The following is a 20,534-nucleotide window of genomic DNA, read 5'->3' as shown; positions in this document are numbered from 1 at the left end:
ATTCGTTCCTGCCATTTTGCTTTTCTTGCAAGACAATAGCGTCGCAAGACAACAGTGGAGCTAGTAGATGGCAACTATCAACCAGCTGGTACGTCAGCCGCGTAAGCGTATCGTCGAGAAATCCGACGTGCCTGCGCTGCAAAACTGCCCGCAACGTCGTGGCGTATGCACCCGTGTGTATACAACTACGCCGAAAAAACCTAACTCGGCACTGCGTAAAGTATGCCGTGTGCGCCTGACCAACGGTTTCGAGGTTTCCTCGTACATCGGTGGTGAAGGTCACAACCTGCAAGAACACAGCGTGGTACTGATTCGTGGCGGTCGTGTAAAAGACTTGCCAGGTGTTCGTTATCACACCGTTCGCGGCTCTTTGGATACTTCCGGCGTTAAAGGTCGTAACCAAGGTCGTTCGAAGTACGGTACCAAGAAGCCGAAGTAGTTTTCGGTTACTGGTAAAAATTGCAGATTTCTTTTTTTCTGAGTCGATAAGAGTAAGGTCGGGCGTGCATCCTCTGGGTGTAATGGTTCCGAGCTAACCTGAAGACCGTTTGAGGGCTTATCCATGCCAAGAAGACGCGTAGCAGCCAAGCGCGATGTGCTTGACGATCCAAAATACGGAAGCCAAATTCTGGCCAAGTTCATGAACCACGTAATGGAAAGCGGCAAAAAAGCCGTTGCCGAGCGTATCGTTTATGGCGCGCTGGAAAAGGTTAAAGAACGCAAGAACAGCGATCCCCTGGAAATCTTCGAGAAAGCTCTCGACGCCATCGCTCCGCTGGTCGAAGTGAAGTCGCGCCGTGTAGGCGGTGCTACTTACCAGGTTCCGGTCGAAGTTCGTCCGTCCCGTCGTAACGCCCTGGCAATGCGCTGGTTGGTAGACTTCGCCCGCAAGCGCGGCGAGAAGTCTATGGCTCTGCGCTTGGCTGGCGAACTGTTGGACGCTGCTGAAGGCAAAGGCGCAGCAGTTAAGAAGCGTGAAGACGTGCACCGTATGGCTGAAGCCAACAAAGCTTTCTCGCACTACCGCTTCTAATTTCAGCGCAACTCATTTTGCGAGGGCTTTATGGCTCGTACTACTCCGATTAATCGCTACCGTAACATCGGTATCGTTGCTCACGTGGATGCTGGTAAAACCACCACCACCGAGCGCGTCCTTTTTTACACTGGCAAAAGTCACAAAATGGGCGAGGTGCATGACGGCGCCGCGACCACAGACTGGATGGTTCAGGAGCAGGAGCGTGGTATTACCATTACTTCTGCTGCTATTACCGCCTTCTGGCAGGGTTCCGTTAAGCAGCACAAAGACCAGTATCGTTTCAACGTAATCGATACACCGGGCCACGTTGACTTCACTATTGAAGTTGAACGTTCCCTGCGTGTACTCGACGGCGCGGTCGTTGTGTTCTGCGGTACTTCGGGCGTTGAGCCTCAGTCGGAAACCGTATGGCGTCAAGCCAACAAATACGGCGTTCCACGTCTTGTTTATGTAAACAAGATGGACCGTGCTGGTGCCAACTTCCTGCGCGTGATCGGTCAGATCAAGCAGCGTCTGGGTCATACTCCGGTGCCAATCCAATTGGCTATCGGTTCAGAAGACAACTTCCAGGGTCAGATCGACCTGATGTCCATGGAAGCTGTTTACTGGAATGACGCTGACAAGGGTATGACTCCACGTCGTGAGGCGATTCCTGCTGAATTGCTGGAATTGGCTGAAGAGTGGCGCGGTAACATGGTTGAGGCTGCGGCCGAAGCCAGCGAAGAGCTGATGAACAAGTACCTCGAGGGTGAAGAACTCACCAACGAGGAAATCAAGGCCGCTCTGCGTCAGCGTACTATTGCTGGTGAGATCGTTCTGGCTGTTTGCGGTTCTTCGTTCAAGAACAAGGGTGTTCCCCTGGTTCTCGACGCCGTTATCGACTACCTGCCTGCTCCTTCCGAGATTCCTGCCATCAAGGGTACTGACCCGGATGACGAGACTATCGAGCTGGAGCGTCATGCAGACGACAACGAGCCGTTCTCGGCTCTGGCGTTCAAGATCGCTACTGACCCATTCGTGGGTACTTTGACCTTCGTTCGAGTTTACTCGGGCGTGTTGAACTCCGGCGACGGCGTAATCAACTCGGTTAAAGGCAAGAAAGAGCGTGTGGGTCGTATGGTGCAAATGCACGCAAACGCCCGTGAAGAGATCAAGGAAGTACGCGCTGGTGACATCGCGGCCTTGATCGGCATGAAGGACGTCACCACTGGTGAAACCTTGTGCAGCGCTGACAAGCCAATCATTCTGGTTCGTATGGACTTCCCGGAGCCGGTTATTTCGGTTGCCGTTGAGCCTAAGACCAAGGATGACCAGGAAAAAATGGGTATCGCTCTGGGCAAACTTGCTCAGGAAGATCCATCTTTCCGCGTAAAAACTGATGAAGAGACCGGTCAAACGATCATCTCTGGCATGGGCGAGCTGCACTTGGACATCCTGGTTGACCGGATGCGCCGTGAGTTCAACGTCGAAGCCAACATCGGTAAGCCTCAGGTTTCGTATCGTGAGCGCATCACGAAGAGCTGTGAGATCGAAGGCAAGTTCGTTCGTCAGTCCGGCGGTCGTGGTCAGTTTGGCCATTGCTGGATCCGTTTTGCACCTGCTGACGAAGGTCAGGAAGGTCTGCAATTCGTGAACGAAGTGGTAGGTGGTGTGGTTCCTAAGGAATACATCCCGGCTATCCAGAAGGGTATCGAAGAGCAGATGAAGAACGGTGTTGTTGCCGGCTATCCGCTGATCGGCCTGAAGGCTACCGTGTTTGATGGTTCTTACCACGACGTCGACTCCAACGAGATGGCGTTTAAGGTGGCTGCTTCCATGGCTACCAAGCAACTGGCCTCCAAAGGCGGTGGTGAGTTGCTTGAGCCGATCATGGCGGTAGAGGTTGTTACACCTGAAGACTATATGGGTGACGTGATGGGCGACTTGAATCGTCGTCGCGGCATGATCCAAGGTATGGAAGATACGGTCTCCGGCAAAGTAATTCGTGCTGAAGTTCCGTTGGGTGAAATGTTCGGTTATGCGACCGACGTTCGTTCCATGTCTCAGGGTCGCGCAAGCTACTCTATGGAATTCAAAAAATACGATACAGCTCCGTCGCACATCGTCGAAGCTGTTACTAAAAAACAAGGCTGATTTAGTTCAGTCCTTTAGGCAAGGAGTTAATTGTCGTGGCTAAAGAAAAATTTGATCGTTCCCTACCGCACGTCAACGTTGGCACTATCGGTCACGTTGACCATGGTAAAACCACACTGACCGCAGCTCTGACTCGTGTTTGCTCCGAAGTTTTCGGTTCGGCAATCGTTGACTTCGATAAAATCGACAGCGCGCCAGAAGAAAAAGCTCGTGGTATCACGATCAACACTGCGCACGTTGAATACAACTCGCTGATCCGTCACTACGCTCACGTTGACTGCCCAGGTCACGCTGACTACGTGAAGAACATGATCACCGGTGCTGCTCAGATGGACGGCGCTATCCTGGTTTGTTCGGCCGCTGATGGTCCGATGCCACAAACCCGTGAGCACATCCTGCTGTCCCGTCAGGTTGGCGTTCCGTACATCGTGGTTTTCCTGAACAAGGCTGACCTGGTAGACGACGCTGAGCTGCTGGAACTGGTTGAGATGGAAGTTCGTGACCTGCTGTCGACTTACGACTTCCCAGGCGACGACACTCCGATCATCATCGGTTCGGCTCGTATGGCGCTGGAAGGCAAAGACGACAACGAAATGGGCACCACTGCCGTTCGTAAACTGGTAGAAGTTCTGGATACTTACATTCCAGATCCAGTTCGTGTTATCGACAAGCCGTTCCTGATGCCAATCGAAGACGTGTTCTCGATCTCTGGTCGCGGTACTGTTGTAACTGGTCGTATCGAGCGCGGTATCGTTCGCGTTCAAGACCCACTGGAAATCGTTGGTCTGCGTGACACAACTGTTACCACTTGCACCGGCGTTGAAATGTTCCGCAAGCTGCTTGACGAAGGTCGTGCAGGCGAGAACTGCGGCGTTCTGCTGCGTGGTACCAAGCGTGACGACGTTGAGCGTGGCCAGGTTCTGGTTAAGCCAGGTTCGGTTAAGCCGCACACCAAGTTCGAAGCTGAAGTTTATGTTTTGAGCAAGGAAGAAGGCGGTCGTCACACTCCGTTCTTCAAAGGCTACCGTCCTCAGTTCTACTTCCGTACAACTGACGTAACTGGTAACTGCGAACTGCCGGAAGGCGTTGAGATGGTAATGCCGGGCGACAACATCAAAATGGTTGTTACCCTGATCAAAACTATCGCAATGGAAGACGGCCTGCGTTTCGCAATCCGTGAAGGCGGTCGTACTGTAGGCGCTGGCGTTGTAGCCAAAATCATCGAGTAATCGTTGATCGCTTAAAAAGGCCCCCGCTCAGCGGGGGCTTTTTTATTGAGTTGACACCCGCTGGGGCCGTCTATAGAATTGCGCCTCCTTTTAACGGGCGTATTGCGCTCGGTGGGAACAGCAATCGGAGTCTGAAATCCAATGCAAAATCAGCAAATCCGTATCAGGTTGAAGGCTTTTGACCATCGCCTGATCGACCAATCAACCCAGGAAATCGTGGAAACCGCGAAACGTACTGGTGCTCAGGTTCGTGGTCCTATTCCACTGCCTACTCGTAAAGAGCGGTTCACTGTTCTGGTTTCCCCGCACGTCAACAAAGACGCGCGTGACCAGTACGAGATCCGTACTCATAAGCGCGTACTGGACATCGTTCAGCCAACGGATAAAACCGTTGATGCTCTTATGAAGCTAGATCTGGCGGCCGGTGTGGAAGTACAGATCAGCCTCGGCTAAGACTTGGGTCTTAGTCGTGTAACGCTCTGAAATGGGCGGCCATAGCGGGTGAAAGCCCCGTACACTCATGAGGTTTACAACATGACTATTGGTGTAGTCGGTCGTAAATGCGGTATGACCCGTATTTTCACCGAAGAAGGTGTCTCCATTCCGGTCACGGTCATTGAGATCGAGCCGAATCGCGTCACCCAGTTCAAAACTGAAGAAACCGATGGCTATCGTGCAGTGCAAGTCACTGTCGGCGAGCGTCGCGCTTCGCGCGTAACAGCTGCTCAAGCGGGTCACTTCGCTAAAGCAAACGTTGCTGCTGGTCGTACCGTAATGGAATTCCGCCTTGAAGAAGGCGAGTACCAGGCAGGCGATCTGATCAACGCTGAAATCTTCACCGCAGGTCAGATGGTCGATGTGACCGGTCAGTCCAAAGGTAAAGGCTTCCAGGGTACGATCAAGCGTTGGAATTTCCGTGGCCAAGATAACACTCACGGTAACTCCGTTTCCCACCGCGTCCCGGGCTCTATTGGCCAGTGCCAGACTCCTGGTCGTGTATTCAAGGGCAAAAAAATGTCCGGTCATATGGGCGCTGAGCGCGTGACCGTGCAGTCCCTCGAAGTAGTGCGCGTCGACGCTGAACGCAATCTGTTGTTGGTCAAGGGTGCTGTTCCTGGCGCTACTGGCGGCAACCTGGTTGTACGTCCGGCGGCCAAGGCTCGCGGTTAAGGGGAAGCTGACATGCAATTAAATGTAAATGACGCTCAAGCGATCGAAGTTTCCGAACTGACATTCGGCGGCGAGTTCAATGAGACGCTGGTTCACCAAGCAGTCGTGGCCTACATGGCCGGCGGCCGTCAAGGTAGCAAGCAGCAAAAAACCCGTTCCGACGTTCGTGGTGGCGGTAAGCGCCCTTGGCGTCAGAAAGGTACTGGCCGTGCTCGTGCCGGTACTATCCGTAGCCCAATCTGGCGCGGCGGTGGTACTACTTTCGCAGCTCGCCCACAAGATCACTCTCAGAAGCTGAACAAGAAGATGTATCGCGCAGCAATGCGTTCCATCCTTGCTGAGCTGGTGCGTACTGATCGTCTGGTCGTGGTTCAGGACTTCGCTGTTGAAGCGCCGAAAACCAAAGATCTGCTGAACAAACTGACTGGCATGGGTCTGACAGACGTTCTGATCGTGTCTGAAGTTGTTGATCAGAACCTGTACCTGGCTGCTCGTAACCTGCCACACGTTGATGTTCGTGACGTGCAAGGTTCCGATCCAGTTAGTCTGATCGCATACGACAAGGTGTTGATCACCGTGTCGGCCGTGAAGAAATTCGAGGAGCTGCTGGGATGAACCAGGAACGCGTATTTAAAGTTCTGCTTGGCCCGCACGTTTCCGAGAAGGCTACGGTTCTGGCAGACAAGAAAGGCCAGTTCGTTTTCAAGGTTGCTACTGATGCAACCAAGCTGGAAATCAAGAAGGCCGTCGAAAGCCTGTTCAGCGTGAAAGTTGAGCGTGTTACTACCCTGAATGTTCTGGGTAAGAGCAAGCGCACCGCTCGCGGCGTGGGCAAGCGTAATGACTGGAAGAAGGCAGTAATCTCCCTTCAGCCAGGCCAAGATCTCGATTTCAGCAGCAGTGCTGAGTAAGGAAGGGGTGCATCATGGCAATCGTTAAATGCAAACCGACTTCCCCTGGCCGCCGTCATGTGGTCAAGGTGGTCAACCAGGAGCTGCATAAAGGCGCTCCTCACGCACCGCTGCTCGAGAAAAAATCGAAGACTGGTGGTCGTAACAACAATGGCCGTATTACCACTCGTCACATCGGTGGTGGTCATAAACAGCATTACCGTATGGTCGACTTCCGTCGCAACGACAAAGATGGCATTCCAGCCACTGTTGAGCGTATCGAATACGATCCAAACCGTACTGCTCACATTGCTCTTATGTTGTACGCAGACGGCGAACGCCGTTACATCATCGCCCCTAAAGGCGTGAGCGCTGGCGACCAGCTGATTTCGGGTGCTTTGGCTCCGATCAAGCCAGGCAACCAGTTGCAGCTGCGCAGCATTCCAGTTGGTAGCACCGTACACGGCATCGAATTGAAGCCGGGCAAAGGCGCACAGATCGCTCGTTCCGCTGGTGCTTCGGCTCAGCTGGTCGCTCGTGATGGTGTCTACGTGACCCTGCGTCTGCGTTCCGGTGAAATGCGTAAAGTATTGGCTGAATGCCGTGCAACGCTGGGCGAAGTCTCGAACTCCGAGCACAGCCTGCGTTCGCTGGGTAAAGCTGGTGCCAAACGCTGGCGTGGCGTTCGCCCAACCGTTCGTGGTGTTGCCATGAACCCGGTTGACCACCCACATGGTGGTGGTGAAGGTCGTACCTCTGGTGGTCGTCATCCGGTATCGCCATGGGGCTTCCCGACTAAGGGCGCGAAGACTCGTGGTAATAAGCGTACCGACAAAATGATCGTCCGTCGTCGCAAGTAAATAGAGGGATACGACAGTGCCACGTTCTCTGAAAAAAGGTCCTTTTATTGATCTTCACCTACTGAAGAAGATCGAAGTGGCGGCGGAAAAGAACGATCGCAAACCGGTGAAAACCTGGTCGCGTCGTTCGATGATCCTGCCACAAATGGTCGGTCTGACCATCGCTGTGCATAACGGTCGTCTTCATGTCCCAGTTCTCGTGAACGAAGACATGGTTGGCCATAAACTAGGCGAGTTTGCCGGTACCCGCACTTATCGTGGGCACGTGGCAGACAAGAAAGCCAAGCGTTAAGGGGTAAGGAACGATGGAAGTAGCCGCTAAGTTGTCGGGCGCTCGAATCTCCGCCCAGAAAGCCCGCTTGGTCGCCGACCAGATCCGCGGGAAGAAGGTGGGCGAAGCGCTCAACCTGTTGGCTTTCAGCAACAAGAAAGCCGCCGAGATCATCAAGAAAGTGCTGGAGTCGGCCGTAGCCAACGCCGAGCATAACGAAGGCGCAGACGTTGACGACCTTAAAGTCGCCACCGTTTTCGTCAACGAAGGGCGTTCGCTGAAGCGCATCATGCCGCGTGCCAAAGGCCGCGCTGATCGCATCGTCAAGCGGTCTTGCCATATCACTGTCAAGGTTGCTGACAAGTAACGGAGTCGAAGAGATGGGTCAGAAAGTACATCCCATTGGCATTCGCCTGGGAATCGTCAAGGAGCACACCTCCGTCTGGTACGCAGACGGTCGGACTTATGCGGACTACTTGTTCGCAGATCTGAAGGTGCGTGAATACCTCCAAGACAAACTAAAAAGCGCGTCCGTAAGCCGTATCGATATCCATCGTCCGGCCCAAACTGCACGCATCACCATCCACACTGCTCGTCCAGGTATTGTTATCGGGAAGAAAGGTGAAGATGTTGAGAAACTGCGTCAGGACCTGACCAAGCAAATGGGTGTGCCTGTGCACATCAATATCGAAGAGATCCGCAAGCCGGAACTCGACGGTATGCTGGTTGCGCAGAGCGTAGCTCAGCAGCTGGAGCGTCGTGTAATGTTCCGTCGCGCGATGAAACGCGCTGTACAGAACGCTATGCGCATTGGTGCCAAAGGCATCAAAATCCAAGTGAGCGGTCGTCTCGGCGGTGCTGAAATTGCACGTACTGAATGGTATCGCGAAGGTCGTGTGCCATTGCACACCCTGCGTGCCGACATCGACTATGCCAACTACGAAGCTCACACCACTTACGGTGTGATCGGTGTAAAGGTTTGGATCTTCAAAGGCGAAGTAATTGGTGGTCGCCAAGAAGAACTGAAGCCACAAGCACCAGCGCCTCGTAAAAAAGCTGCTAAGTAAGGGGTACGCCAAATGTTACAACCTAAGCGTACGAAGTTCCGCAAGCAGATGACTGGCCACAACCGTGGCTTGGCATTGCGCGGTAGCAAAGTCAGCTTCGGCGAATATGCGCTGAAGTCTGTTGCTCGTGGTCGTCTCACCGCTCGTCAGATCGAGTCAGCGCGTCGTGCACTGACCCGTCACGTTAAACGTGGCGGCAAGATCTGGATCCGTGTATTCCCGGACAAGCCTGTAACCAAAAAGCCACTCGAAGTTCGGATGGGTAAAGGTAAGGGTAACGTGGAATATTGGGTTGCCCAGATTCAGCCAGGCAAAGTCCTGTATGAAATCGAGGGTGTTACTGAAGAGCTGGCGCGTGAGGCTTTCGCCCTGGCTGCTGCAAAGCTGCCGCTCGCCACCTCCTTTGTTAAACGGACGGTGATGTGATGAAAGCGAATGAACTTCGTGAAAAATCCGCACAGCAGCTGAACGAGCAACTGCTCGGCTTGCTGCGCGACCAGTTCAATCTGCGTATGCAGAAAGCAACTGGCCAGTTGGGGCAGTCGCATCTGCTCTCGCAAGTTAAGCGTGACATTGCTCGCGTGAAGACTGTGCTCAAACAGCAGGCAGGTAAGTAATCATGGCTGAAGCCGAAAAAACTGTCCGTACGCTGACTGGCCGTGTTGTCAGCGACAAGATGGACAAAACCATCACCGTTCTGATCGAGCGTCGCGTTAAGCACCCGATCTACGGTAAATACGTTAAGCGTTCGACTAAGCTGCACGCGCACGACGAAACCAATCAGTGCCACATCGGCGACAAAGTCACTATTCGTGAAACTCGTCCGATGGCCAAGACTAAGTCTTGGGCATTGGTTGATGTTCTCGAACGCGCTGTGGAAGTCTAAGGACTAGGGGTCGGAGAAATTATATGATTCAGACTCAATCCATGCTCGATGTGGCCGATAACAGCGGCGCACGCCGCGTTATGTGCATCAAGGTGCTGGGTGGCTCCCATCGTCGTTACGCTGGTATCGGTGACATCATCAAAGTTACCGTGAAGGAAGCAATTCCTCGCGGTAAAGTGAAAAAAGGCCAAGTGATGACTGCTGTTGTAGTCCGCACTCGTCACGGCGTACGTCGTGCTGATGGCTCCATTATCCGCTTTGATGGCAACGCTGCTGTTCTTCTGAACAACAAGCAAGAGCCGATCGGCACCCGTATCTTTGGGCCAGTGACCCGTGAACTTCGTACTGAGAAGTTCATGAAGATCGTCTCGCTCGCCCCAGAAGTGCTGTAAGGAGATCCGACATGCAAAAGATTCGTCGTGACGACGAGATCATCGTGATCGCCGGCAAAGACAAAGGTAAGCGCGGTAAGGTGCTTAAGGTTCTCGCTAACAACCGTCTGGTTATTGGCGGTCTGAACCTGGTAAAGCGTCATACCAAGCCTAACCCGATGTCGGGCGTACAAGGCGGTATCGTCGAGAAAGAAGCTCCACTGGACGCTTCTAACGTAGCCATTTTCAACGGCGAAACCAACAAGGCTGACCGCGTTGGTTTCAAAGTAGAAGAAGGCAAAAAAATTCGTGTCTTCAAGTCGACCCAAAAAGCGGTTGATGCTTGAACACTGCTAGGTAGATAAGACCATGGCACGACTAAAAGAGATTTACCGGAAGGAAATCGCTCCGAAACTTAAGGAAGAACTTAAGCTTTCGAACGTGATGGAAGTTCCGCGCGTTACCAAAATCACCCTGAACATGGGTTTGGGCGAAGCGATCGGTGACAAAAAAGTCATCGAGCACGCTGTAGCTGATTTGGAAAAGATCACTGGTCAAAAAGTTGTTGTGACCTACGCTCGCAAGTCCATCGCAGGCTTTAAAGTTCGCGAAGGCTGGCCGATCGGCGTCAAAGTAACTCTGCGCCGTGAGCGTATGTACGAATTCCTGGATCGTCTGCTGTCGATCTCCCTGCCTCGGGTACGCGACTTCCGCGGCCTGAATGCCAAGTCCTTCGATGGTCGTGGTAACTACAGCATGGGCGTAAAAGAGCAGATCATCTTCCCGGAAATCGACTACGACAAAATCGATGCCCTCCGCGGTCTGGACATTACCCTGACCACCACTGCTCGGACAGATGATGAAGGTCGCGCCTTGCTGCGTGCTTTCAAATTCCCGTTCCGCAACTGATTGGAGTAGGACCATGGCTAAGATGAGCATGAAAAACCGCGAGCTGAAACGTCAGCTCACGGTTGCCAAGTTCGCCAAGAAGCGTGCTGAGCTGAAAGCTATCATCGTGGATCTGAACGCAAGTCCAGAAGCCCGTTGGGAAGCTCAAGTTGCTCTGCAGAAGCAGCCACGTGACGCAAGCGCTGCGCGCATGCGTAACCGCTGCCGCCTGACTGGCCGTCCGCATGGTGTTTACCGCAAGTTCGGCCTGGGCCGTAACAAATTGCGTGAAGCAGCAATGCGTGGCGACGTACCAGGTCTGGTTAAAGCCAGCTGGTAAGGCGCACAGGCAAAGTTATCGCTGCCAGGGTCTCAAGATCCTGACAGCCGGTGACCTTGAATATGAATCAAGCCCCTATTGGGGCTTGATTCATTTCTGACGTGTGTCTAGAATGACCGGCTCGCCTGAGCCCGTGCTTTTTGAGCATTGAGTACTCGGCGAAAGTTGTAGCCGCAAGGCTAATTTTTTTTGTATCAGGAGCATCTAGCCCATGAGTATGCAGGACCCGTTAGCGGACATGCTAACTCGAATCCGTAATGCCCAGATGGCTGAAAAGTCCGTCGTAAGCATGCCGTCTTCCACGTTGAAGGTAGCTGTAGCCAAAGTTCTTAAAGACGAAGGTTACATCGCGGATTATCAGATCAGCAGCGAAACAAAACCTCTGCTGTCTATCGAGCTGAAGTACTTCGAAGGCCGTCCGGTTATCGAAGAAGTTAAGCGCGTTAGCCGTCCAGGCCTGCGTCAGTACAAGTCCTCTGATGATCTGCCGAAAGTTCGTGGCGGTCTTGGTGTGTCTATCGTCTCCACCAACAAAGGTGTGATGACGGATCGTGCTGCGCGCGCTGCCGGTGTCGGCGGCGAAGTTCTTTGCACTGTGTTCTAAGGGGGGATAAGCATGTCACGCGTCGCTAAGAACCCCGTTAAGCTGCCAGCTGGTGTCGAAGTAAAATTCGCCGGCCAACAGCTTTCGGTGAAGGGTGCCAAGGGCACTCTAGAACTGAACATCCATTCGTCCGTTGAAATTGTTGAAGAAGCTGGTGAGCTGCGTTTCGCTGCTCGCAATGGCGATCAACAAACACGTGCAATGGCTGGTACCACTCGTGCGTTGGTAAACAACATGGTCCAAGGCGTAAGCCAAGGCTTCGAGCGCAAGCTCCAGCTGGTCGGTGTTGGTTACAAAGCGCAAGCAAAAGGCACAGTGCTGAACCTGGCTCTTGGCTTCTCGCACCCAGTGGATTACGAATTGCCGGAAGGCATCACCGCTGAGACCCCAAGCCAAACCGACATCCTGATCAAGGGTATCGATAAGCAACTGGTAGGTCAGGTGGCCGCTGAGATCCGCGGTTTCCGTCCACCAGAGCCTTATAAAGGTAAGGGTGTACGTTACGCGGACGAAGTCGTCCGTCGTAAAGAAGCCAAGAAGAAGTAGGGCATAGCAAATGACCGACAAAAAAGTTACTCGACTGCGTCGCGCTCGCAAAGCACGTCTGAAAATGCACGAACTCGAAGTCGTGCGTCTCTGCGTGTTCCGCTCGTCTCAGCATATATACGCCCAGGTCATCTCGGCCGACGGCAGCAAAGTCTTGGCAAGCGCCTCGACTTTGGACAAAGAACTGCGTGATGGTGCCACTGGCAACATCGACGCGGCCACAAAGGTTGGCCAGCTGGTCGCTACGCGTGCAAAAGCCGCTGGCGTCTCGCAGGTGGCTTTCGACCGCTCTGGCTTCAAGTACCACGGCCGCGTGAAAGCGCTGGCTGAGGCTGCTCGTGAAGCTGGGCTGGAGTTCTAAGTTATGTCAAATAACGACCAAAAGCGCGACGAAGGCTACATTGAGAAGCTGGTTCAAGTTAACCGCGTAGCCAAAACCGTTAAAGGCGGCCGTATCTTCACTTTCACCGCGTTGACCGTGGTTGGTGATGGTAAAGGGCGCGTTGGCTTCGGCCGTGGCAAGTCACGTGAAGTGCCTGCTGCGATCCAGAAGGCAATGGAAGCTGCTCGCCGCAACATGATTCAAGTGGACCTGAACGGCACCACTCTGCAGTACGCCATGAAATCCGCCCACGGCGCTTCCAAGGTTTACATGCAGCCTGCTTCTGAAGGTACCGGTATCATCGCTGGCGGCGCTATGCGTGCTGTCCTCGAAGTTGCTGGTGTTCAGAACGTACTGGCCAAGTGCTACGGCTCGACTAACCCGGTAAACGTGGTTCACGCCACTTTCAAAGGTTTGAAAGCTATGCAGTCTCCTGAGTCTATTGCCGCTAAGCGTGGCAAAAGCGTTAAGGAGATCTTCTGATCATGGCTACCGTTAAAGTAACGCTGATCAAAAGCATGACCGGCCGCATCCCTAATCACAAACTGTGCATTAAGGGTCTGGGTCTGCGTCGCATCGGTCACACTGTAGAAGTACTTGATACTCCCGAGAATCGCGGGATGATCAACAAGGCTTACTACATGCTGCGTGTAGAGGGTTAATCGATGAAACTCAATGATCTGAGTCCAGCGCCGGGTTCCCGTCGCGAAAAGCATCGTCCGGGCCGTGGTATCGGTAGTGGTTTGGGTAAGACTGGTGGCCGTGGTCACAAAGGTCAGTCCTCCCGCTCCGGTGGCACTATTGCTCCAGGCTTTGAAGGCGGTCAACAGCCGCTGCATCGCCGTCTGCCTAAGTTCGGTTTCGTTTCCCTGAAAGCCATGGATCGCGCAGAAGTGCGTTTGTCCGAGCTGGCTAAAGTGGAAGGCGACATCGTTACTGTGCAGACCCTGAAAGATGCCAACGTGATCAACGTCAACGTACTGCGTGTGAAAATCATGCTGTCCGGTGAAGTTACTCGCGCTGTCACAATCGGCAAGGGAATCGGCGCCACCAAAGGTGCGCGTTCGGCTATCGAAGCAGCTGGCGGCAAGTTCGAGGAATAAATGGCTAAGCAAGGTGCTCTCTCAGCGCTCAGCAAAGGCGGGTTGTCCGAGCTCTGGGCTCGTCTGCGATTTCTATTCTTGGCGATTATCGTCTACCGAATAGGCGCACACATCCCAGTTCCAGGTATCAACCCGGACCGGCTAGCGGACCTGTTTCGACAGAATGAGGGGACCATACTTAGCTTGTTCAACATGTTTTCCGGCGGTGCGCTGGAGCGGATGAGTATTTTTGCGCTGGGGATCATGCCGTACATTTCGGCATCGATCATCATGCAGCTTATGTCCGCTGTCAGCCCACAGCTGGAGCAGTTGAAGAAGGAAGGTGAAGCTGGTCGTCGCAAGATAAGCCAGTACACCCGCTACCTCACTGTCGCTCTTGCTCTTGTCCAGGCCATTGGCATGTCCATTGGTTTGGCAGGGCAGGGCGTCGCGTTCACTGGTGATCTAGGCTTCCATTTCGTTGCAGTTACCACGTTTGTGGCAGGTGCAATGTTCATGATGTGGCTGGGTGAGCAGATTACTGAGCGCGGAGTTGGCAACGGTATCTCGATGTTGATTTTTTCGGGTATCGTCGCCGGTCTTCCGAGAGCAATAGGGCAGTCTTTCGAGTCTGCGCGTCAGGGTGATATCAATATCTTCGCTCTGGTTGCTATCGGTTTGCTGGCAGTAGCGATTATCGGTTTTGTGGTGTTCATTGAGCGTGGCCAGCGTCGTATTGCTGTTCACTACGCCAAGCGTCAGCAGGGCCGCAAGGTGTTTGCTGCACAGACGAGCCACCTACCGCTGAAAGTGAATATGGCCGGTGTTATTCCGGCTATTTTTGCGAGCAGCATTTTGCTGTTCCCGGCTTCGCTGGGTGCCTGGTTCGGTCAGTCTGAAGGTATGGGCTGGTTGCAGGACATCTCGCAGTCGATCGCTCCTGGTCAGCCGTTGAATATTCTGCTGTTTAGTGCAGGGATTATTTTCTTCTGCTTCTTCTATACGGCGTTGATGTTCAATCCGAAAGACGTAGCGGAAAACCTGAAGAAGTCCGGTGCCTTTATTCCGGGTATCCGTCCAGGTGAGCAGTCGGCACGCTATATTGATGGCGTTTTGACTCGTTTGACTCTGTTCGGTGCTCTTTATATGACGGCCGTGTGCTTGTTGCCCCAGTTCCTGGTGGTTGCAGCAAACGTTCCGTTCTACCTTGGCGGGACCTCGTTGCTGATCGTTGTCGTGGTTGTTATGGACTTCATGTCCCAAGTACAATCGCACCTCGTTTCACACCAGTACGAATCCCTGATGAAGAAAGCCAACCTGAAGGGCTACGGCAGCGGAATGCTTCGCTGAAGTGTCCATAAGGTGATAGGAGTTGGTGATGAAAGTTCGTGCATCGGTGAAAAAGCTGTGCCGTAACTGCAAGATTATTCGCCGCGAAGGTGTTGTTCGAGTAATTTGCAGCGCGGAACCACGTCACAAACAGCGCCAAGGCTGAGTGTGATCTGTTTGAAGCCCAGCAGCTAGTGCGCTGCTGGGTTGATTATTTGTTATTACAGCGATATTATCTCGCGCCCTATTTCTTGGCTTCCGGGGCGTAGGTAGCTGTCAATTGGAGTCCCACTGAATGGCCCGTATTGCAGGCGTTAACATTCCAGATAACAAGCACACTGTTATCTCGCTGACCTACATCTATGGTGTTGGTCGCACTACCTCACAGAAAATCTGTGCGGATGCTGGTGTAAACCCAGCCGCTAAGATCAAGGATCTGAGCGACGAGCAGATTGAGTTGCTGCGTGGCGAAGTGGCGAAGTTCACCACTGAAGGTGACCTGCGTCGTGAAGTCAACATGAAAATCAAACGCTTGATGGACTTGGGCTGCTACCGCGGTCTGCGCCATCGTCGTGGTCTTCCAGTACGCGGTCAGCGTACCAAGACCAACGCGCGTACTCGCAAAGGTCCGCGTAAGCCGATCCGCAAGTAATCGCACCAGCGAATCGACAGGAATTTAGTCATGGCAAAACCTGCTGCTCGTCCTCGTAAGAAAATTAAAAAGACAGTGGTTGATGGCATCGCCCACATCCACGCGTCTTTCAACAACACCATCGTGACCATCACCGACCGTCAGGGTAATGCGCTTTCTTGGGCAACCTCCGGTGGTTCGGGTTTCCGCGGTTCTCGCAAGTCCACCCCGTTCGCTGCTCAAGTAGCTGCTGAACGTGCTGGTCAAGCTGCGCTGGAATATGGCCTGAAAAACCTTGACGTTAACGTTAAGGGCCCAGGTCCAGGTCGTGAGTCCGCTGTCCGTGCTTTGAACGGCTGTGGCTATAAGATCGCCAGCATCACCGACGTGACGCCTATCCCGCACAACGGGTGCCGTCCGCCGAAGAAGCGCCGCGTGTAATCCAGGAGACTGTAAAGAATGGCTCGTTACATTGGTCCAAAATGCAAACTGGCACGTCGTGAAGGCACCGATCTCTTCCTGAAGAGTGGTGTGCGCGCTATCGAATCGAAGTGCAATATTGAAGCTGCTCCAGGCATCCACGGCCAACGCCGCGGTCGCCAATCCGACTACGGTACCCAACTGCGTGAAAAGCAGAAGGTCCGTCGTATCTACGGCGTTCTCGAGCGTCAGTTCAGCGGCTACTACAAACAAGCTGCTGGCAAAAAAGGTGCAACCGGTGAAAACCTGCTGCAACTGCTCGAATGCCGCCTGGATAACGTCGTATACCGTATGGGTTTCGGTTCTACTCGTGCCGAATCTCGTCAGTTGGTATCGCACAAGTCGATCAGCGTTAACGGTCAAACCGTAAACGTTCCGTCCTACCAGGTTCGTGCTGGTGACGTGGTCGCTATCCGCGAGAAAGCAAAGAACCAGCTTCGCATTGTCCAAGCTCTCGATCTGTGTGCCCAACGTGGCCGCGTAGAATGGGTAGAAGTAGACACTGAGAAGAAGTCGGGCGTTTTCAAGAACGTTCCTGCTCGCAGTGATCTGTCCGCCGACATCAACGAAAGCCTGATTGTCGAGCTCTACTCCAAGTAAGGGCTAGAAAATAGGTGCATCCATGCAGATTTCGGTAAATGAGTTCCTGACACCTCGCCATATTGATGTGCAAGTTGTCAGTCCAACCCGCGCTAAAATCACTCTCGAGCCTCTCGAGCGTGGTTTTGGCCACACCCTGGGCAACGCGCTGCGACGCATCCTGTTGTCCTCAATGCCAGGCTGTGCAGTAGTCGAGGCCGAGATTGATGGTGTGCTCCACGAGTACAGCGCCATCGAAGGTGTACAGGAAGACGTAATTGAAATCCTGTTGAACCTTAAAGGTCTGGCTATCAAGCTGCACGGCCGTGACGAAGTTACGCTGACCTTGTCGAAGAAGGGTTCGGGGGTGGTTACCGCTGCCGATATTCAGCTGGATCATGATGTCGAGATCGTTAATCCCGATCACGTAATCGCCAACCTGGCGTCTAACGGCGCCTTGAACATGAAGCTCACCGTAGCTCGTGGTCGTGGTTATGAACCAGCAGACTCGCGTCAGAGCGATGAAGATGAAAGCCGCAGCATTGGTCGCTTGCAGCTTGACTCTTCGTTCAGCCCGGTTCGCCGTATCGCATACGTGGTGGAAAACGCCCGTGTCGAACAGCGTACTAACCTGGACAAGCTGGTTATTGATCTGGAGACCAACGGTACCCTGGATCCTGAAGAGGCTATCCGTCGTGCTGCAACCATTCTGCAACAGCAGTTGGCTGCATTCGTCGACCTCAAAGGTGACAGCGAGCCAGTGGTTATCGAACAGGAAGACGAGATCGATCCGATCCTGCTTCGTCCGGTTGACGATCTGGAACTGACCGTGCGTTCGGCCAACTGCCTTAAGGCGGAGAACATTTACTACATCGGTGACCTGATTCAGCGCACCGAAGTAGAACTGTTGAAGACTCCGAACCTGGGCAAGAAATCCTTGACTGAAATCAAGGACGTTCTGGCCTCCCGTGGTCTGTCCCTCGGCATGCGCCTCGACAACTGGCCGCCTGCAAGTCTTAAGAAGGACGACAAGGCGACTGCCTGATCGTCGTAATCACCGAACGTTGTGTTTGGTAAGGAATGAACCATGCGTCATCGTAAAAGTGGTCGTCACCTGAGCCGCACTAGCTCGCACCGCAAGGCTATGTTTCAAAACATGGCAGTGTCGTTGTTCGAGCACGAGCTGATCAAAACGACTCTGCCGAAAGCCAAAGAATTGCGTCGCGTTGCTGAGCCGCTGATTACTCTGGCCAAGATTGATTCTGTTGCTAACCGCCGTCTGGCTTTCGACCGTACTCGTTCGAAAGCTATGGTTGGTAAGCTGTTCAACGATCTGGGCAAGCGTTATGCAACTCGTGAGGGTGGCTACCTGCGCATCCTCAAGTGCGGTTTCCGCGCTGGCGACAACGCGCCTATGGCGTACGTCGAGTTGGTTGATCGTCCAGTTGGCGGTGAAGCTGTATCCGCTGAGTAAGACGTCAGTCTCTACAGAGAACCGGGCCTAGTGCCCGGTTTTTTGTGCGCGTCATTTAGCTATTGTTATTTTCTATTGGTTTGTGAAGTTCAATGCATTTGCCCGTTTAGAGATCGTGGTCAATACTCGTCCTCAGCCGATTAGCCGGCAGCATCAAGACTGACTGAGGAAGGATTAGCATGAGCCTGACCAAAACGCTTACGACCGCCAGTGGCGCCCCTGTTGCTGACAACCAGAACTCGCGATCGGCTGGGCCTCGTGGCCCCCTGTTGCTCGATGACTTTCATCTGATTGAGAAGCTCGCGCACTTTAATCGCGAAAATATTCCCGAGCGTCGTGTGCACGCCAAAGGTTCAGGTGCTCATGGCACCTTCACCCTGACCCGTGATATTGCGCAGTACAGCAGTGCCAAGCTGTTTGATACCGTTGGAAAGCAAACGCCCACCTTTATGCGATTTTCGACCGTAGGTGGCGAGCGCGGCTCCGCTGACACCGAGCGAGACCCACGTGGCTTTGCGATCAAGTTCTACACCGAAGAAGGGAACTGGGACATTGTGGGTAACAACACTCCGGTGTTTTTTATCCGTGACCCGCTTAAATTCCCTGACTTTATCCACACCCAAAAACGTCTGCCGCAAAGCAATCTGAAAAGTGCGCAAATGATGTGGGACTTCTGGTCGCACTCTCCTGAGTCACTGCACCAGGTCACGATCCTGTTTTCTGATCGCGGGATTCCCGATGGCTACCGCCACATGCACGGTTTCGGCAGCCACACTTACAGCCTGATCAATGCGGCGGGTGAACGGCACTGGGTGAAGTGGCACTACAAGACCAAACAAGGGATCAAAAATCTACCGCCCGCTGAAGCAGCACGTCTGGCAGGCACCGATCCCGATTATGCTCAGCGTGACTTGTTTGAGGCGATAGAGCGCGGTGATTTCCCTAAATGGCGTGTGTGCATGCAAGTCATGACCGAAGCGCAAGCTGCGTCCCATCATGACAACCCGTTCGATGTGACCAAAACCTGGTCGCAGAAAGAGTTTCCGCTGATCGAAATTGGCGAGTTGGAGTTGAACCGCAACCCGTTGAACTACTTTGCTGAAGTTGAGCAGGCGGCATTTGGCCCAAGCAACATGATTCCCGGTGTGGGTCTCTCGCCTGACCGCATGCTGCAAGGGCGGGTGTTCGCTTATGCAGATGCGCATCGCTACCGTGTGGGCACCAACCATCAGCACTTGCCGGTCAACGCGCCACGTGTGCCTGTGCACACCTATCAGCGTGATGGTTCGATGGCCTACGGTAACAACGGCGGCGCTGCACCTAACTATGAGCCTAACAGCTACGCCGATGCGCCCAAGCAGGCTCCTCAATTTGCAGAGCCGCCACTGGCGTTGAGCGGTGCAGCCGATCGTTACGATCACCGCGAAGACTCGGACTACTACAGCTATGCCGGTGCACTGTTTCGTTTAATGAGTGACGAACAGAAGACGCTGTTGATCAACAACATTGCAGGCACCATGGCCAATGTATCAAGTGATGTCGTAGAGCGTCAGTTGCAGCATTTTTACAATGCCGACCAAGCCTATGGCGAAGGCATTGCCAAAGCACTGGGCGTAACTGGGAACTAACTCTAAGTGAGAAGCAGAACCGCCCTCAATTGGGCGGTTTTTGCGTTATTTAGCCTCATTTTCTACGCATATTGGATGTTTTATTGCGATTGATCCGTGACCTCTCGGTCGGCTTGGTTCAAACTACAGACTTTCAAGCAGGGAGATGTGCGGCGATGCAAGGGCACCCGGACGTAATCGATTACCTCAACACGTTGCTCACCGGTGAGCTGGCTGCACGTGACCAATACTTTGTCCATTCCCGTATGTACGAGGATTGGGGCTTCACCAAGCTTTACGAGCGTATCAACCACGAAATGGAAGAGGAGGCACAACACGCTGATGCGTTGATGCGCCGGATTCTGATGCTCGAAGGTACGCCGCGCATGCGCCCCGATGACCTGGACGTAGGCACTACAGTGCCCGAGATGTTCGCAGCTGACCTGCGCCTTGAGTACAAGGTGCGCGCGGCACTCTGTAAAGGCATCGCGTTATGTGAGCTGCACAAGGACTACGTGAGCCGAGACATGCTGCGTATTCAGTTGGCTGATACGGAAGAAGACCATACCTACTGGCTCGAAAAGCAGCTGGGTCTGATCAAATCGATTGGTTTGCAGAACTACCTCCAGTCGCAGCTCTGATCGATTCAAGCCTCAAAAAAAAGCCCCTGACATCTTTC

The 20,534-nt window shown here is 53.5% G+C and carries 34 protein-coding genes; all 34 read left to right on the top strand.

The window, feature by feature from the left end:
- The first annotated feature begins 67 nt into the window (after nucleotides 1-67).
- The 34 genes from rpsL to bfr all read left to right on the top strand — a co-directional run bounded on the left by rpsL (nucleotide 68) and on the right by bfr (nucleotide 20,496).
- Nucleotides 68-439, top strand: a complete 372-nt coding sequence (rpsL, locus tag EQV93_RS03615) for a 30S ribosomal protein S12 (protein ID WP_002555494.1) — start codon at nucleotides 68-70, stop codon at nucleotides 437-439.
- A 123-nt stretch (nucleotides 440-562) separates the two neighbouring features.
- Nucleotides 563-1,033, top strand: a complete 471-nt coding sequence (gene rpsG / locus EQV93_RS03610) for a 30S ribosomal protein S7 (protein WP_019824369.1) — start codon at nucleotides 563-565, stop codon at nucleotides 1,031-1,033.
- 30 nt (nucleotides 1,034-1,063) lie between these two features.
- Complete coding sequence (fusA, locus tag EQV93_RS03605) at nucleotides 1,064-3,169, top strand: elongation factor G (RefSeq protein ID WP_122785684.1); 2,106 nt, start codon at nucleotides 1,064-1,066, stop codon at nucleotides 3,167-3,169.
- Between the two features lie 35 nt (nucleotides 3,170-3,204).
- Nucleotides 3,205-4,398 (top strand): elongation factor Tu, encoded by a 1,194-nt coding sequence (gene tuf, locus EQV93_RS03600; protein ID WP_146384565.1) that lies wholly within the window; start codon nucleotides 3,205-3,207, stop codon nucleotides 4,396-4,398.
- 141 nt (nucleotides 4,399-4,539) lie between these two features.
- Nucleotides 4,540-4,851, top strand: coding sequence for a 30S ribosomal protein S10 (gene rpsJ, locus EQV93_RS03595; protein ID WP_003186070.1), 312 nt, complete (start codon nucleotides 4,540-4,542; stop codon nucleotides 4,849-4,851).
- 81 nt (nucleotides 4,852-4,932) lie between these two features.
- Nucleotides 4,933-5,568: a 50S ribosomal protein L3 gene (rplC, locus tag EQV93_RS03590; RefSeq protein WP_003444377.1), complete on the top strand. Its 636-nt coding sequence runs from the start codon at nucleotides 4,933-4,935 to the stop codon at nucleotides 5,566-5,568.
- A gap of 12 nt (nucleotides 5,569-5,580) precedes the next feature.
- A complete protein-coding gene (rplD, locus tag EQV93_RS03585; protein WP_019409903.1) occupies nucleotides 5,581-6,183 on the top strand; it encodes a 50S ribosomal protein L4 in 603 nt (200 codons plus the stop codon).
- Nucleotides 6,180-6,479 carry a 50S ribosomal protein L23 gene (gene rplW / locus EQV93_RS03580; protein ID WP_003444375.1) on the top strand — a complete coding sequence of 100 codons (300 nt, stop codon included), beginning with the start codon at nucleotides 6,180-6,182 and terminating at the stop codon, nucleotides 6,477-6,479. Before rplD ends, rplW begins: the two co-directional genes overlap by 4 nt.
- A gap of 14 nt (nucleotides 6,480-6,493) precedes the next feature.
- A complete protein-coding gene (rplB, locus tag EQV93_RS03575; protein WP_095037963.1) occupies nucleotides 6,494-7,318 on the top strand; it encodes a 50S ribosomal protein L2 in 825 nt (274 codons plus the stop codon).
- Nucleotides 7,319-7,334: 16 nt separating this feature from the next.
- Nucleotides 7,335-7,610 (top strand): 30S ribosomal protein S19, encoded by a 276-nt coding sequence (rpsS, locus tag EQV93_RS03570; protein ID WP_003232420.1) that lies wholly within the window; start codon nucleotides 7,335-7,337, stop codon nucleotides 7,608-7,610.
- Nucleotides 7,611-7,623: 13 nt separating this feature from the next.
- Nucleotides 7,624-7,956 (top strand): 50S ribosomal protein L22, encoded by a 333-nt coding sequence (rplV, locus tag EQV93_RS03565; protein WP_003444373.1) that lies wholly within the window; start codon nucleotides 7,624-7,626, stop codon nucleotides 7,954-7,956.
- A 13-nt stretch (nucleotides 7,957-7,969) separates the two neighbouring features.
- Nucleotides 7,970-8,656, top strand: coding sequence for a 30S ribosomal protein S3 (gene rpsC / locus EQV93_RS03560; RefSeq protein WP_003176422.1), 687 nt, complete (start codon nucleotides 7,970-7,972; stop codon nucleotides 8,654-8,656).
- Between the two features lie 12 nt (nucleotides 8,657-8,668).
- Nucleotides 8,669-9,082 (top strand): 50S ribosomal protein L16, encoded by a 414-nt coding sequence (rplP, locus tag EQV93_RS03555; RefSeq protein ID WP_003444372.1) that lies wholly within the window; start codon nucleotides 8,669-8,671, stop codon nucleotides 9,080-9,082.
- Entirely contained in the window at nucleotides 9,082-9,273 is a 192-nt protein-coding gene (gene rpmC, locus EQV93_RS03550; protein WP_003444371.1) for a 50S ribosomal protein L29, read from the top strand. The genes rplP and rpmC overlap by 1 nt, the downstream gene beginning before the upstream one ends.
- A gap of 2 nt (nucleotides 9,274-9,275) precedes the next feature.
- Nucleotides 9,276-9,542 carry a 30S ribosomal protein S17 gene (gene rpsQ, locus EQV93_RS03545; protein ID WP_003194644.1) on the top strand — a complete coding sequence of 89 codons (267 nt, stop codon included), beginning with the start codon at nucleotides 9,276-9,278 and terminating at the stop codon, nucleotides 9,540-9,542.
- Between the two features lie 23 nt (nucleotides 9,543-9,565).
- The gene (gene rplN, locus EQV93_RS03540; RefSeq protein ID WP_002555479.1) at nucleotides 9,566-9,934 is read left to right on the top strand and encodes a 50S ribosomal protein L14; all 369 of its coding nucleotides are present in this window, start codon (nucleotides 9,566-9,568) and stop codon (nucleotides 9,932-9,934) included.
- 11 nt (nucleotides 9,935-9,945) lie between these two features.
- The gene (rplX, locus tag EQV93_RS03535; protein WP_003444369.1) at nucleotides 9,946-10,260 is read left to right on the top strand and encodes a 50S ribosomal protein L24; all 315 of its coding nucleotides are present in this window, start codon (nucleotides 9,946-9,948) and stop codon (nucleotides 10,258-10,260) included.
- A 22-nt stretch (nucleotides 10,261-10,282) separates the two neighbouring features.
- Nucleotides 10,283-10,822 carry a 50S ribosomal protein L5 gene (rplE, locus tag EQV93_RS03530; RefSeq protein ID WP_003186044.1) on the top strand — a complete coding sequence of 180 codons (540 nt, stop codon included), beginning with the start codon at nucleotides 10,283-10,285 and terminating at the stop codon, nucleotides 10,820-10,822.
- Between the two features lie 13 nt (nucleotides 10,823-10,835).
- Nucleotides 10,836-11,141, top strand: coding sequence for a 30S ribosomal protein S14 (gene rpsN / locus EQV93_RS03525; protein WP_019409906.1), 306 nt, complete (start codon nucleotides 10,836-10,838; stop codon nucleotides 11,139-11,141).
- A 211-nt stretch (nucleotides 11,142-11,352) separates the two neighbouring features.
- A complete protein-coding gene (gene rpsH, locus EQV93_RS03520) occupies nucleotides 11,353-11,745 on the top strand; it encodes a 30S ribosomal protein S8 (RefSeq protein ID WP_122782089.1) in 393 nt (130 codons plus the stop codon).
- Between the two features lie 12 nt (nucleotides 11,746-11,757).
- The gene (gene rplF, locus EQV93_RS03515; protein WP_016779180.1) at nucleotides 11,758-12,291 is read left to right on the top strand and encodes a 50S ribosomal protein L6; all 534 of its coding nucleotides are present in this window, start codon (nucleotides 11,758-11,760) and stop codon (nucleotides 12,289-12,291) included.
- A gap of 10 nt (nucleotides 12,292-12,301) precedes the next feature.
- Nucleotides 12,302-12,652 (top strand): 50S ribosomal protein L18, encoded by a 351-nt coding sequence (rplR, locus tag EQV93_RS03510; RefSeq protein ID WP_122782088.1) that lies wholly within the window; start codon nucleotides 12,302-12,304, stop codon nucleotides 12,650-12,652.
- Nucleotides 12,653-12,655: 3 nt separating this feature from the next.
- Nucleotides 12,656-13,156 carry a 30S ribosomal protein S5 gene (rpsE, locus tag EQV93_RS03505; RefSeq protein ID WP_003186035.1) on the top strand — a complete coding sequence of 167 codons (501 nt, stop codon included), beginning with the start codon at nucleotides 12,656-12,658 and terminating at the stop codon, nucleotides 13,154-13,156.
- Nucleotides 13,157-13,158: 2 nt separating this feature from the next.
- Complete coding sequence (gene rpmD, locus EQV93_RS03500; RefSeq protein ID WP_003444363.1) at nucleotides 13,159-13,335, top strand: 50S ribosomal protein L30; 177 nt, start codon at nucleotides 13,159-13,161, stop codon at nucleotides 13,333-13,335.
- Nucleotides 13,336-13,338: 3 nt separating this feature from the next.
- A complete protein-coding gene (gene rplO, locus EQV93_RS03495; RefSeq protein ID WP_003444362.1) occupies nucleotides 13,339-13,776 on the top strand; it encodes a 50S ribosomal protein L15 in 438 nt (145 codons plus the stop codon).
- Nucleotides 13,777-15,105: a preprotein translocase subunit SecY gene (gene secY / locus EQV93_RS03490; protein WP_003444361.1), complete on the top strand. Its 1,329-nt coding sequence runs from the start codon at nucleotides 13,777-13,779 to the stop codon at nucleotides 15,103-15,105. It abuts the gene before it with no gap.
- A 28-nt stretch (nucleotides 15,106-15,133) separates the two neighbouring features.
- A complete protein-coding gene (rpmJ, locus tag EQV93_RS03485; protein WP_002555468.1) occupies nucleotides 15,134-15,250 on the top strand; it encodes a 50S ribosomal protein L36 in 117 nt (38 codons plus the stop codon).
- A 129-nt stretch (nucleotides 15,251-15,379) separates the two neighbouring features.
- Nucleotides 15,380-15,736 (top strand): 30S ribosomal protein S13, encoded by a 357-nt coding sequence (gene rpsM, locus EQV93_RS03480; RefSeq protein WP_016779184.1) that lies wholly within the window; start codon nucleotides 15,380-15,382, stop codon nucleotides 15,734-15,736.
- A gap of 30 nt (nucleotides 15,737-15,766) precedes the next feature.
- Entirely contained in the window at nucleotides 15,767-16,156 is a 390-nt protein-coding gene (gene rpsK / locus EQV93_RS03475) for a 30S ribosomal protein S11 (RefSeq protein WP_007924177.1), read from the top strand.
- 18 nt (nucleotides 16,157-16,174) lie between these two features.
- Nucleotides 16,175-16,795, top strand: a complete 621-nt coding sequence (gene rpsD, locus EQV93_RS03470; protein WP_003444359.1) for a 30S ribosomal protein S4 — start codon at nucleotides 16,175-16,177, stop codon at nucleotides 16,793-16,795.
- A 22-nt stretch (nucleotides 16,796-16,817) separates the two neighbouring features.
- A complete protein-coding gene (locus EQV93_RS03465; protein ID WP_003176403.1) occupies nucleotides 16,818-17,819 on the top strand; it encodes a DNA-directed RNA polymerase subunit alpha in 1,002 nt (333 codons plus the stop codon).
- A gap of 42 nt (nucleotides 17,820-17,861) precedes the next feature.
- Nucleotides 17,862-18,248 carry a 50S ribosomal protein L17 gene (gene rplQ, locus EQV93_RS03460; RefSeq protein ID WP_016779185.1) on the top strand — a complete coding sequence of 129 codons (387 nt, stop codon included), beginning with the start codon at nucleotides 17,862-17,864 and terminating at the stop codon, nucleotides 18,246-18,248.
- Nucleotides 18,249-18,427: 179 nt separating this feature from the next.
- Entirely contained in the window at nucleotides 18,428-19,876 is a 1,449-nt protein-coding gene (locus EQV93_RS03455) for a catalase (protein WP_122782087.1), read from the top strand.
- 155 nt (nucleotides 19,877-20,031) lie between these two features.
- Complete coding sequence (gene bfr, locus EQV93_RS03450) at nucleotides 20,032-20,496, top strand: bacterioferritin (protein WP_122782086.1); 465 nt, start codon at nucleotides 20,032-20,034, stop codon at nucleotides 20,494-20,496.
- Nucleotides 20,497-20,534 lie beyond the last annotated feature (38 nt).

The sequence above is a fragment of the Pseudomonas sp. TMW22091 genome (genome assembly GCF_022496705.1).
Taxonomy (GTDB): Bacteria; Pseudomonadota; Gammaproteobacteria; order Pseudomonadales; family Pseudomonadaceae; genus Aquipseudomonas; species Aquipseudomonas saxonica.
The sequence above is the reverse complement of the archived record's forward strand: the minus strand, read 5'-3'. Positions and strand labels throughout refer to the sequence as shown.